Origin of the sequence: Nocardia sp. NPDC052566 (assembly GCF_044547285.1) — a bacterium.
Classification (GTDB): domain Bacteria; phylum Actinomycetota; class Actinomycetes; order Mycobacteriales; family Mycobacteriaceae; genus Nocardia.
Genome location: NZ_JBIUAF010000003.1, coordinates 154,804 through 166,994, shown reverse-complemented (window position 1 = coordinate 166,994; position 12,191 = coordinate 154,804). Strand labels below are relative to the sequence as shown.

The window sequence follows — 12,191 nt, the reverse complement described above, 5'->3', positions numbered from 1 at the left end:
CCTCCTAGATTTCGAGTTCGAACGGCTCCGGGCAAGGGCTGACCCCGGACTTTGTCAGGAAGAAATCCGTTGGTGCGAACGGCATTTCGAGCACAGACCCCAGAAGACGACTTCCGCCTCGTCGATGACGAAACCGTGGTCGTCCTCCAGCTCCAGACATGGAGCGGCGCCGACGACGCAGTCGATATCGACGACCGTGTCGCAGCTGCGGCACACCAGGTGGTGATGGTTGTCACCGATGCGGGTCTCGTAGAGCGCCGCCGAGCCCGCAGGCTCGATCCGGCGCAGGATCCCGGCGTGCACACAGGCACGAAGTACGTCGTACACGGCCTGCGTGGACACCGAACCCAACGACTCCCGCACGGTGGCGGCCACCCGATCGGCATCCGAATGCGGCCGCGTCGCGACCGCCTCGAGCACCGCGACGCGAGGAGCGGTGACCCGCAGGCCTGCCGCCCGCAACCACTCGCGGGGATCGGTGCCGTTGGTGTGCATGAGACCTAGTTTGCCCCTTTTCTGGAATTAGTCAAGAAAAGGATTCTGAGAGTTCGCGGCCACCGCGCGTCGAGCTCACCCACCAACCGTTTCGGCAACAGCAAACTTGCCGCGAATGCACTTAGGGACCGCAGCGCGGCCGCCCCTAAGGAGATCGCGGCGGAGCCGGCGTCCGCGGTGGCGGCACATTCGGTGGCGGCCACCCCGGCGGCAGCGGGTAGTCCGACGACCACTGGCGCCCCGTCGGCCATGGCCGGACCGTCGGCGGCTGGATGAGGGTTGGCCGGTCACGCAGGTACGACGAGACGATGTCGTCGGGGGTCTCCTGCCGACGCTTGTCAGCGCTCGATCCCATGTTGAGCGCCACGTAGACGAGTAGCGCTATCAACCCCGCAGTCAAGCAACCGACAAGCGAACCCATCGAGGACCTCTTGTCAGCGCTCGCGACCGATGCGCTGGTAACGCGTCGGTCGAGCAAAGCGAGGCGAGCGCGCACCGACGCCGCCCGACTCGGGTCGAGCTCTGCGACCCTGAGCAGTCCACGCCGTCCCGCTTCGATCCGTCCAGAGGCCAGGTCGTTCAGCGCGAGTTCGAGATGGGCCTCGACGTGCTCCGGATCGAGGTACAGCGCCTCGCGCAATGCGGCATCGGCGGCACTGGAACGACGGGGCCGGTACATGCGCAGAATCGAGCCGCGCACCGTGTGGTGGACCGGGCTGTCCGGATCGAGCTCGATCGCCCGATCAATGGCCTCCAGTGCCAGTTGTTCGGCCTTCGTGTCCCGCAGCGCCACGGCGAGCACCCGATAATGATCGGCGCACGACGGATCGAGTTCGACCAGCTCACGAGCCGTCGCCACCGCATCGGCACCATGTCCGGTATTGATCAGACCGAGTGCCAGCATGCTCATCGCATACTCGTAGCGAGGCGAAATGCCCAGTGCCGCACGAGCATGGCGGATCGACTCCTCGTACTCCTCCTCCGCGAACGCGGCCCGGCACAGCAATGCCATAGCCCAGGCGTTGTCGGGTTCGGTGGCCAGTACCGCCGCGATTTCGGTGCGTGCCGCGGCGGGGCGACCCAGATCGAGCAGGGTGGCGGCTCGGGCGAGCCGATCCGTCATCGGATCTTCTTGGTCCGCATGTATTTCGCGAGCTCGTCGTAGGTGCCGTCGGCGTTGGCGAATTCGACTACGTTGCGGGCGGATTCGAACCAGGCGCCGGCGCTGGGCTTGATCTGGGACAGCGCGAGATCGATATCGCCCATGGTGATCGGGCGGACCGCGCCGGTGCGGATCGAGTCGGCCATCGCCAATTGGGTTGCGGAGGTGGCGATGTGGGCGAGATCGGCGCCGGAGAAGCCGTCGGTGCGTTTGACGATCGACTTCAGATCGATCCCGGCGACCGGGCGGTCGCGCAGGTGGTAGCGCAGGATCGCGGTGCGCGCCTCCGGATCCGGCAGGGTCACCAGGATCATCCGGTCGAAGCGGCCTGGCCGGCGCAGGGCGACGTCGAGGTCCCACGGATGGTTCGTCGCGCCGAGGATGTACACGCCCTCGTTGCTGCTCGTCGCCGAATCCATCTCGTTGAGCAGCTGATTCACCACGTTGCGCATCCAGGCGGCGCCGCCCATCTGGCTGCGCTTGAAGCCGAGCGCGTCCACCTCGTCGAGGAACAGCACGCACGGCGCGTTTCGCCGGGCGAGCTCGAACACCTCGTGCACATTGCGCTCGCCGGAACCGTGATAGATATCGAGGATGTCGGCGATCTCGATCGGATAGAAGTTCGCGCCGAGCTCACCGGCGACCGCGGACGCGAGGAAGGTCTTGCCGCATCCGGGCGGGCCGTACAGCAGCAGACCGCCGCGAGCCGACGTGCCGAATGCCTTGGCCAGCTCGGGATTACGCATCGGGCCGAGCAGCGTCAGCTCGAGCTGGCGCTTGACGTCCGCCATGCCGCCGACGTCGGCCAGCGAGACAGTGGGTCGCTCGAGCACGCCGACGTCACCGTCGGTGACGAATTCGGCCGGGCCGTCGTTGATGAACGCGGGCGCGATGATGTCGCCGACCTGGTCTTCTGCCGCCGCCCAGTCATAAGTTTCACCGAGTTCGGGATCGGACCCATCCACCCCCGGGTGATGCTCCGAATCAACGTGCGGCACAGGCTGATTCGCGGCGTCCGACAGCCTCCCCGATCGATCCGTGGCGGTCGGGACCTGCTCGGATGCCGTCGATCGGCCTGTGCTTTCCGTTGTGCGAGCTATCGATTCGGCAGGAGGTGGGGCGGCGTTCGTGGGCGTGGCGGCGCCTGCGAGGGCAATTGTGCACTGCTGCAACAATTCCAGCGTGCGGGCATGCTGGGGATCCTGAGTCAGGGCGGTCGCGCACTGGGCCAGCGCCTCGGCGTGCCTGCCGCGGTCGGCCAGCAGCTCGATGACGTGGACGCGCAGCGCGAGCACGTCGGGGCTGTGGCCGAGCGCGGCGAGCATTTCGGTCAATACCGGATCATCGGTCATGGCGGCACCCTCCCCCTATTTCGCTGCCTGAGCCGTTGATTCTAGAGGGTTGCCGAGCCACCGGCCGGAGTAGCGCTCGTCACATTCCGGCCCAGGGAATAGCCGAGGGCGTGTGCCCGTTGAAGCACACTGTCGGCGTCCGGACAGCCCCGGGCCTCACCCCATTTGTCGCTTCGAGCGACCACTCGCCGAGAGGCGCTTGTGGGACGTCGGCACCGAGTCGTGACGCTGGCGTGGCGTCCGGCGACTCGACGCCGCCAGGTCCCCCCGACCTGGCGGCGTTTCGCATATCTGGGCCGACCCTTCATGCACACTCGACCAGCGGACAGGGGCCGGGTGGTTCAGGATGCCGGTATGGCGATGGCTGATGGTGAGCTGCGGCGACGGCTGGGGCTCACCGATTCGGTGGTGATCGGCCTCGGGTCGATGGTTGGTGCGGGGATCTTCGCGGCGCTGGCGCCCGCGGCCACCGCGGCGGGCAGCTGGCTGCTGCTCGCACTGGCGGTGGCGGCGCTGCTGGCCTACTGCAATGCGACGTCGTCGGCGCGGCTGGCGGCGCTGTTTCCGGTGTCGGGCGGCACCTACATCTACGGCCGGGAGCGGCTCGGGCCGTTCTGGGGGTATCTGGCCGGATGGGGGTTCGTCGCGGGAAAGACCGCCTCGTGCGCGGCGATGGCGTTGACGGTGGGCAGTTATGCGTGGCCGGAGCATGCGCGGGTGGTCGCGGTCGGTGCGGTGGTCGCGATCACCGCCGTCAATTACACCGGGGTGCAGAAGTCGGCGACGGCCACCAGAATCATCGTCGCGGCGGTGCTGGCGGTGCTCAGCCTGGTCGTCGCGGTCGGGCTGTTCGGAAATCATTCGGCGGCACTGTCATTGCCCGATCGGGTCGGTCCGCGCGGGGTACTGGAGGCGGCCGGGCTGTTGTTCTTCGCCTTCGCGGGATACGCGCGCATCGCCACCCTCGGCGAGGAGGTGCGCGAGCCGCGCCGAATCATCCCGCGCGCCATCATGATCGCGCTCGGCCTCGCGCTCGCGGTCTACGCGCTGGTGGCGATCGCGGCGCTGCTCACGCTCGGACCGGCCGGGCTCGCGCGGAGTATCGATCCGCTGGCCAGAGTCGTATCCGCGGGCGGGGCAAGCGGATTGGCACCGGTGGTTCGCATCGGCGCGGTGCTCGCGGCCGCCGGATCACTGCTCGCCCTGCTACTCGGGGTGTCGCGCACGACGCTCGCGATGGCGCGCGATCGATATCTCCCGAGCATGCTGGCCGCGGTGCATCCCCGATACGGTGTGCCGCACCGGGCCGAGCTGGCGGTCGGCGCGGTCGCCGCGGTGGTCGCGGCGAGCTTCGATCTGCGTACCGCCATCGGCTTCTCGTCGTTCACCGTGCTCGTCTACTACCTGATCGCCAACCTCTCGGCGGCCACGCTGAGCACGGCGGAGTCGCGTCCGGCCCGCTGGATTCCGATCGTCGGCGCTGCGGGCTGCGTAATAGTCGGCCTCGCACTACCTTTCGCCTCGGTACTCACCGGATCGGCGGTATTGCTCATCGGCGCGGCCTGGTACGTGATCCGTATCCGATCGGCACGCTGAAGCGAGCCAGCGAGTGCACCGGAGTCGCTCGTCGAACCGATTTCTGGCAGCAGCACAGTGGGATTGCGGCACCGCCGTCTCGCGGCGATGTGATCATCCAGCAAGTCGGTCGGCAGAGGCGCGGCCATCCAACGGCGCGGCCACCAGCGAGGCCGCCGTCCCAGCGGTGCGGCCCGATGAGAGCGCTCGGTCACGCCATGGTGCGGCTGCGCGCGGCCTCGCCGAGCGGCACGCCTGGAGAAGCGATCATGGTTCGGCGTGTCCGAGTATCGGTGCTGATCTCCCCGCCGGTTGCCGGGTGCACGCGCGGCATGCGCGATAGCCTTTCGCGCATGGGGCGACTTGGGTTCCTTGCGGGGATCGCGGTGGTATCGCTGGTGGCGGGGAGCGTACTGGCCGGGCCCGCGCAGGCGACTCCCCGCGCGGCGACCGGGGCGACGCGGTGTCAGGAACAGTCCGGGCGGGAGTTGGAGCGGGCGGCGCCGGAACAGGTCGGCCTGAACGCGCAACGGCTCGAGGAGGCACTGCGGTTCGCGGCCGGGCGAAATCGGTTCAACGTCCAGGTGTTCCGGCACAACTGCCTCGTCGGCGAGGGACCGACGAACGAGGTGACCGGCGATGTCGCGTGGAACATCTGGAGCGCGACCAAGAGCGTCGTCTCGGTACTCGCCGGAATCGCCTGGGACCAAGGCAAACTCGACCTCGAAGCGCCCATCGACCGCTACCTGCCGCCCGGCCTCGGCGACGCGGAGCACCGCTCGATCACCGTGGCGAACCTGCTGACCGAATCGTCCGGCATGAAGGTCGGCGTGCTCACCGAGGGGGTCACCGGCGTGATTCCGCTCGACCCGGACAGCGCCGTGCAGGCTCTCGGTGTGCCGCTGGACAATCCGCCGGGTGCGGCGTTCAGCTACAGCCAGCGCAATGTCGACCTGCTCACCTACGTCATGGAATTGGCCGTCGGCGAGCCGCTGCAGCAGTTCGCGCAGCGTGAACTGTTCGATCCGCTCGGCATCGAACGCGGCGACTACTACTGGGCCAGGGACCGAGCCGGGCACACCTACGGCTACGCGCACCTGATGATCCCGCCGAACGATTTCGCCAAGCTCGGCCTGCTGGTGAGCAACAACGGTCGGTGGGGCGCACAGCAACTCGTCTCGGAGCAGTACCTGTGGAAGGCGCGGCAGCCGTCACCGGCGAACCAGTGCTACGGCTATCTGTTCTGGCTCGGACCCGGCTGCGCGGAGACCGCGAAATACCTGCCCGCCGATACGTATTCGATGTCGGGCCTCGGCATGCAGAACGTCTTCATCGTGCCGAGCCTCGATCTCACGGTGATGTGGACCGGCGTCTTCGGAAACGTCAGCAGCCAAGGCGTTTCCGGCATCGTGCAGAACCAGTCCGAGCTGCCGCACGAGTTCTTCCGCCGCCTGCTCGCCGCCTTCGAGGACAACACCTTTCCGGATCCCGGCCCGTACGTCGAACCGCCGCTGACGCTGGACCCGAGCCGATTCGTCGACACCAACTTCCTGCTCGCCGTCTTCGGCGTCGGACCGTACGCCTACCCCGGCTGCAACGTCTTCGCCTGCCTGAACTACCCGCTGGCCGCGCCGTTCGCCGACACCGCACCCGGTTGCGTCATCGTCGTCTGCCTCGGCCCCGACCCCCGCACCCCCGGCATCCGCTGAGCGCCGATCGGGCGCAGTCGAATGGCCCTCGATTGCGGCGCGCCGCAGGGCCATTCGATTGCGCTCAACAGCCATGGTCCGGCGGCTAGACACCGAAGAAGGGGATGTCGCCCTCCTGCGCGCCGTTGGCGAAGAAGTGCTCGGGCGTGACAACGATGAACAGTGCGCGCGCATCGGCGACGAGTGCGCCGTCGAGTTCCAGGCGGGCGGTGATATGGAGTTTGCGTTCGCCTTCGCGGCGGGCGAGTACCGCGGATACGATCATCGGCCGGTGCAGTGGGGCGGGCCTGGCGTAGTTGACCTCGAGTTTCGCGGTGACGGCGGGCACGCACATGGTGGTCGGTACGGTGCCGGACGCCTCGTCCAGCACGGCGGCGACGACACCGCCGTGCGCGACTCCCGGTGCGCCCTGGTGTCTTTCGTCGAGGGTGAACCGGCCGATGATGCGATCGCCCCGGAGTTCCAGCGCCATTCCCACGGCGGCCGGGTTGCGGTGACCACACCCGAAGCAGCTGTCCACATGCGCGGGCAGCGGCCCCTCCGGCATCGGACTGTGCAGCGGGATCACGCGGCCGCCGCGCCGCGCCGCATGGTGGCCATGATCTTGTCCTTGCGCCGTATCGCGACGGTGCGGGTGATTGTGCGCAGCGGTGGCGGGAGCACGCGATCGACACCGCGAATCACGGTGGCGTAGCGGCTAAGCCAGCGTTCGTCGCGCGCCGTCCACACCAGATCGAGCCGGTCACGCACGACCGGAGGGAGGACGCCGACATTGACCCACACCGCGAGCGGACCGACCATGCGCCACATCACCAGCCGCCACAACCACGCGGGGACCGGTCCCGGCACCGGCGGCCTCGACATGGTCGCCAGCACGTCGTCCACGCTCTGATGATGTTCGAGCCGGTCACGCAGTACCCGATCGAACCACTCCTCGAATGACGGAAGGTCAACGGGCGCAGCGCGTTCCGGCAGTCCCGCGAGCAGGGCGGTCTGCCGCCAGCCCGCGTAGAGTTCGGCCCGCTGCTCGTCGGTGAGGCCGCGCCCGAAGCGCGTCGCGGCGATCTCGCTGGCGAAATGGGCGGTGGCGAGCACGAAGAAGTAGGCCTCCGGCTCCCACGCGTGATAGCGCCTGCCCGCGCTGTCGATGCCGCCGATCGGTTTGTGCATCGCTTTGATGTCGCGACCGTAGGCCGCGGTGTCGTCGCCGTAGAAGGCGAGCGCGAGGGTCGGCCAGTACGACCGGTCGAAGCGGCCGAGCGGATCGGCCTTGAAGACCGAATGGTCGGCGACTCCCGACCCGATCACCGGGTGCGCGACCTGGAGCAGCAGCGCACTCGGCGCGAGCATGATCAACCGCCAGTCCGCGGCCCATCGGGCGGTCAGCGAATCCGGGCGCAGACCCGGCCGATGCTGCTCCGCCGCGGCGAGATCCGGCGACTCTGCCAGCTCCGTCATGCCAACTCCCTCAATCAGGAATCATTCGTCTCCGGAATCAAGCTAGATTCAGGAAACACTTGTGTCAAGATTGTTCGATGACGAAGCAGGTGCGGGCATACGGCGGCATATCCGCGGATCAGCGCCGCGCCACCCGCCGCGACCAGCTACTGGAGGCGGCGTTCGAGGTGATGGCACTGGAGGGCCCCGGCGGCCTGACCATCCGTACCGTCGCCAAACAGGCCGGACTCTCCACCCGCTTCGTCTACGAGAGCTTCACCGACCTGGACGACCTGGTGGTGGCGGCCTTCGAACTGGCCTTCCGGCAGATGTCGGACGCGGTCGCGTCTGCGGTGGCGGACGCGAACACAGCCAGGCGAGCCACGGTGACCGCCTGCATCGAGGCGATGGTCGACTTCTTCCTCACCGCACCGGCCAAGGGAAAACTGTTGTCCACCAAGGCATACGGGCACCCCGCCGTCGCCGAGCGCAGGCTCGCCCGATCCGAGGACGTCTACCGCACCTTCGGCTCGATACTCCAGCAGCTCGTACCCGACCGCGACGCCGCCGATCCCGCCATCGATCTCACCGCACGCTTTCTGGTCGGCGCCTTCGGCGAAACCATCACCGCCTGGATCCAGCAATCCCTGCCCTATCCCCGCGACAAGTTCGTACACGACAATGTCGAACTCTTCCTCTCTGCCATCACCACCCTCGAACGCCTCTAACGCCGGGGCCCAGCTGTCGATCGAACAGGCCGGTGCGGCGGTTATGTGCTTGCTCAGCCCGATCATCGTGTTCATAATTTTTCCATGTTCATTCATAATGAACGCGACCTGGCAGTGAACAGGCTCCTCCGGGGCGCCCGGCCCATCCTGGAGGCACATGGCATCACCGCCGAAGTCATCGAGCCGAACCCATCGGACCGTCACTTCGATCTGATAGCCCGACTCGATGCGGGCCGACGGGGGCACCAGACCTATGCCGTCGAGTTGAAGTCCCGACTCGATCGCGCGGGTGCAGCAGCGCTACCGCCGACCGAACTCCCCATGCTCGTCATCGCACCGTACATATCACCCCCCACCGCGGCCGTTCTCCAGCAGAACAAAGTGGACTTCGTCGACCACGCCGGCAACATGACAATCAGCTGGCCACAGTTGCTGATCATCATCACCGGGAATCGCCGCCCTGATAAAGAGCAGGCTCCGCCGACGCGTGCGCCACGCGCCTTCAGCCCCGCCGGATCCAAAGTCGTCTTCGCACTTCTGAGCTGGCCGGACACCGTCACACTCCCCCTGCGCGACATCGCAGCCCGTAGCGGGGTCTCGCTCGGCACAACGCAGATCGTGATCAACGAACTGGAAGTCAGCCGGTATATCTACACCGTCGAGAATCAACGAACGCTGGCCAATGGCCGCGAACTTCTGGACCGATGGACCGAGGCGTTCACGACCTCGGTCGCCCACAAGCTGACACTGGCCGAATTCCGTGACGTCCCCGACCGCTGGTGGCAGGAGACACGAAAACTTCTGGTGGAAAACAGGATTCAGATTGGCGGCGAGGCCGGCGGAAGCCTTCTGGACTCCGACCTGATACCCACTTCGACGACGCTCTACTGTGATGCCATCCCCGGTCCGCTGATCGCGGCGCGCCACTGGCGCAGGACACACACCGCTTCGAATATCTCGGTACGCAAACGCTTCTGGTCACCGCCCGAACCCTTTGATCCACTTGTCCCGAGCACGCTGATCTACGCCGATATGTGGACTTCCACCGACCCTCGGCAACGAGCCCATGCGGAAAGGATCCGCCGACATGACGATCGACTTGTCCAGCTCGACGGATCCTGAGATATCCATAGCGGCTACCGCCCTCGAGCACCTCGGCCCACTGATGACGGCGCATCACATCAATTATCTCGTGGTCGGCGCGACAGCTCGCAACATCACGTCGATCGGACTCCTCGGCCGCACCCCCGAGAGGGCGACCCGCGATGTCGACATCGCAGTGGCCGTAGCGAACTGGCGAGAGATTGATCAACTGCGGTCGGTGCTGACTCCGATCCGGCAGTCTTGCCACAGCTTCGATGTACAGGGCATTCCCGTCGACATCATCCCGTGCGGATCGATCGAAAACGACGACCGCACAGTCGATTGGCCCAACGCGTTCACCATGAACGCCCTCGGATTCCGTGAGGCATTCACAGCAGCCGAGAGGGTCCTTCTTCCAGGACAGGTCGATATCCGCATCCCGTCGATGGCCGCGCAGGCACTGTTGAAGCTCGTCGCGTGGTTCGATCGACATTGGGACAACAAGAAGGACGCCATCGACTTTGACAACCATGCTCGACTGGTACGACTCCGAGCAGCATCTCACTCTGTTGTACGAGAAGGACCTCGACCTGGTCGTCACGTACGACTACGACACCACCCTCGCCAACGCCCACAGACTCGGCCGAGATATCGCATGCCTGCTGGATGCCGCAGCCCTGTCCAGAATCCGACGGCTACTGGACGATCAGACAGCTTCGGAACGTCTGGCGAACGATATGTCCGGACCGTTCGAGCGCACCTACCCGCGAATATCCGCGATGTGCGCTGGCATCAGATCCGAGGCTGCCTCTTAGCGCATACCCGCCGCTCCAGCTGAGCGCTACGCGTACTTCCTCGCCGTTCGGTCACAGGAACAGTGCGATGAGTCCCCAGCTTCGGCGCTGCGCTTGGCGGACGGCGTTGCCCCAGTCTTCGAGGTAGACAGCGAGTTCGTCGAAGTTGTCGAGGTAGCCGGGGGCGAGTTCCGGGTCGATGTAGGGACGTAGGTCGGGGATACGGTCTGCCAGTTCGGTCCAGTGCCTGGCCAGGTCGGCGATCTCGGTCGGCGTGCACGCGATGCGCAGCGGCTTGTCGATGGAGTCGAGGGGTGGCTCGAAATCTCCGAGCAGGTTTGCCGTGCCGTTGTAGTCCGTCCACAGCAGGCGGCCGATGAATTTCTCCATGTCCTGACGCAGCGGAGCGGGCATGGCCTTGCGCGCATCGTCCCAGATGCTGTCGAAGTGGAAGTACGGTTTGGCCGTGCCGCTGGATGCGGCGCCGCGAAACTCGTACCTGGCCAACCAGTGTTCCGTCGGCGAAACCTGCACCAGCTGTGCCGCATCCGGTTCGAGGTCGGGATCCCAGTCCGGACCGGCGAGGGACCAGATGCCGTCCAGCGGTACGCGATTCAGCGTCTCCAGCAGGCGGTTCCAGTCACAGATGACGACATCGACATCGATCCCCACTCGTATCCTCCCCCGATAGCGCTTACCGCGCCCATCTTGGCGGCCGAATGGCCTGCGACGCCAATGATTTATACACGGCTGCCGAAACACCGGTGGCGAGCGCGGCGGTCGGCCGCGCTCGCCACCGGCGAACAGGTGCTGAGGGGTCAGCGGTCGGCGAGGATTACCTCGGCGATCTGGATGGTGTTGAGGGCGGCGCCCTTTCGCAGGTTGTCGCCCGAAATGAACAGGGCGAGGCCGCGGCCGTCGGGGACGCCCGGGTCCTGGCGGATGCGGCCGACGAGCGACTCGTCGATACCCGCCGCCTGCAGCGGGGTCGGGACGTCGACCAGCTTGACGCCGGGCGCCTTGGCCAGCAGTTCCCTGGCGCGCTCCACCGAAATCGGTTCGGCGAATTCGGCATTCACCGACAGCGAGTGGCCGGTGAACACCGGGACGCGCACGCAGGTGCCGCTGACGAGCAGTTCGGGCAGGCCGAGGATCTTGCGGCTCTCGTTGCGCAGCTTCTGATCCTCGTCGGTCTCACCGGAACCGTCGTCGACCAGCGAACCGGCCAGCGGCAGCACGTTGAACGCGATCGGCGCGACGTACTTGTTCGGCGCGGGGAACCGCACCGCGCTGCCGTCGTGCACCAGCTGCTCGACATCGCCGATCACCGCACGCGCCTGGGTGGCAAGCTCTTCCACGCCGGCCAGCCCGCTACCGGACACCGCCTGGTAGCTGGACACGATCAGCCGCTGCAGGCCCGCGACGTCGTGCAGCGGCTTGAGCACCGGCATCGCGGCCATGGTTGTGCAGTTGGGATTGGCGATGATGCCCTTGACCAGGTTGCGGGTCTGCTCCGGGTTGACCTCGCTGACGACCAGCGGGACATCGGGATCCTTGCGCCAAGCCGAGGAGTTGTCGATCACGGTCACGCCCGCCGCGGCGAAACGCGGCGCCTGCACGCGAGACATGGTGGCGCCCGCGGAGAACAGCGCGATATCGAGCCCGCTCGGATCGGCGGTCTCGGTGTCCTCGACGACGATCTCACCGCCGCGCCACGGCAGGGTCTTACCCGCCGAGCGCGCCGAGGCGAAGAAACGCACCTCGTCGGCCGGGAAGTCGCGCTCCTCCAGCAGCTTGCGCATGACGGCGCCGACCTGTCCGGTCGCGCCGACGACGCCTACTCGAATCCCCATCCG

The 12,191-nt window shown here is 66.8% G+C and carries 12 protein-coding genes and 1 pseudogene; 6 read left to right on the top strand and 7 right to left on the bottom strand.

Translation table 11 applies throughout. From position 1 onward, the window contains the following. Positions 1 to 54: 54 nt before the first annotated feature. The 3 genes from ACIG5A_RS14910 to ACIG5A_RS14900 form a co-directional block, all read right to left on the bottom strand. Positions 55 to 495 carry a Fur family transcriptional regulator gene (locus ACIG5A_RS14910; RefSeq protein ID WP_397240772.1) on the bottom strand — a complete coding sequence of 147 codons (441 nt, stop codon included), beginning with the start codon at positions 493 to 495 and terminating at the stop codon, positions 55 to 57. A 145-nt stretch (positions 496 to 640) separates the two neighbouring features. Further along, entirely contained in the window at positions 641 to 1,618 is a 978-nt protein-coding gene (locus ACIG5A_RS14905) for a tetratricopeptide repeat protein (RefSeq protein WP_397240771.1), read from the bottom strand. Beyond that, positions 1,615 to 3,009: an AAA family ATPase gene (locus tag ACIG5A_RS14900; protein WP_397240770.1), complete on the bottom strand. Its 1,395-nt coding sequence runs from the start codon at positions 3,007 to 3,009 to the stop codon at positions 1,615 to 1,617. Before ACIG5A_RS14900 ends, ACIG5A_RS14905 begins: the two co-directional genes overlap by 4 nt. A 354-nt stretch (positions 3,010 to 3,363) precedes the next feature. On the opposite strand from ACIG5A_RS14900, the gene ACIG5A_RS14895 reads away from it, so the two are divergent. Both ACIG5A_RS14895 and ACIG5A_RS14890 read left to right on the top strand, forming a co-directional pair. Then, a complete protein-coding gene (locus ACIG5A_RS14895; RefSeq protein ID WP_397240769.1) occupies positions 3,364 to 4,605 on the top strand; it encodes an APC family permease in 1,242 nt (413 codons plus the stop codon). Between the two features lie 332 nt (positions 4,606 to 4,937). Beyond that, entirely contained in the window at positions 4,938 to 6,293 is a 1,356-nt protein-coding gene (locus tag ACIG5A_RS14890; protein ID WP_397240768.1) for a serine hydrolase domain-containing protein, read from the top strand. A gap of 85 nt (positions 6,294 to 6,378) precedes the next feature. Here the strand turns inward: ACIG5A_RS14890 and ACIG5A_RS14885 are convergent, their stop codons facing one another. Then, positions 6,379 to 6,861 (bottom strand): PaaI family thioesterase, encoded by a 483-nt coding sequence (locus tag ACIG5A_RS14885; protein ID WP_397240767.1) that lies wholly within the window; start codon positions 6,859 to 6,861, stop codon positions 6,379 to 6,381. Beyond that, complete coding sequence (locus ACIG5A_RS14880) at positions 6,858 to 7,751, bottom strand: oxygenase MpaB family protein (RefSeq protein WP_397240766.1); 894 nt, start codon at positions 7,749 to 7,751, stop codon at positions 6,858 to 6,860. Before ACIG5A_RS14880 ends, ACIG5A_RS14885 begins: the two co-directional genes overlap by 4 nt. Positions 7,752 to 7,828: 77 nt before the next feature. On the opposite strand from ACIG5A_RS14880, the gene ACIG5A_RS14875 reads away from it, so the two are divergent. From ACIG5A_RS14875 to ACIG5A_RS14860, 4 genes and pseudogenes are all read left to right on the top strand, one after another. Further along, positions 7,829 to 8,458: a TetR/AcrR family transcriptional regulator gene (locus ACIG5A_RS14875; protein WP_397240765.1), complete on the top strand. Its 630-nt coding sequence runs from the start codon at positions 7,829 to 7,831 to the stop codon at positions 8,456 to 8,458. Positions 8,459 to 8,542: 84 nt separating this feature from the next. Beyond that, positions 8,543 to 9,580 (top strand): type IV toxin-antitoxin system AbiEi family antitoxin, encoded by a 1,038-nt coding sequence (locus tag ACIG5A_RS14870; protein WP_397240764.1) that lies wholly within the window; start codon positions 8,543 to 8,545, stop codon positions 9,578 to 9,580. Then, positions 9,525 to 10,013: pseudogene (locus ACIG5A_RS14865) on the top strand (hypothetical protein); the annotation flags it as partial. The gene ACIG5A_RS14870 and the pseudogene ACIG5A_RS14865, both read left to right, overlap by 56 nt. Positions 10,014 to 10,071: 58 nt before the next feature. Beyond that, positions 10,072 to 10,356: a hypothetical protein gene (locus tag ACIG5A_RS14860; protein ID WP_397241886.1), complete on the top strand. Its 285-nt coding sequence runs from the start codon at positions 10,072 to 10,074 to the stop codon at positions 10,354 to 10,356. Between the two features lie 51 nt (positions 10,357 to 10,407). Here ACIG5A_RS14860 and ACIG5A_RS14855 read toward each other — a convergent pair whose 3' ends face one another. After that, positions 10,408 to 11,007: a hypothetical protein gene (locus ACIG5A_RS14855; RefSeq protein WP_397240763.1), complete on the bottom strand. Its 600-nt coding sequence runs from the start codon at positions 11,005 to 11,007 to the stop codon at positions 10,408 to 10,410. 146 nt (positions 11,008 to 11,153) lie between these two features. After that, the gene (locus tag ACIG5A_RS14850) at positions 11,154 to 12,188 is read right to left on the bottom strand and encodes an aspartate-semialdehyde dehydrogenase (RefSeq protein ID WP_397240762.1); all 1,035 of its coding nucleotides are present in this window, start codon (positions 12,186 to 12,188) and stop codon (positions 11,154 to 11,156) included. Positions 12,189 to 12,191: the final 3 nt, after the last annotated feature.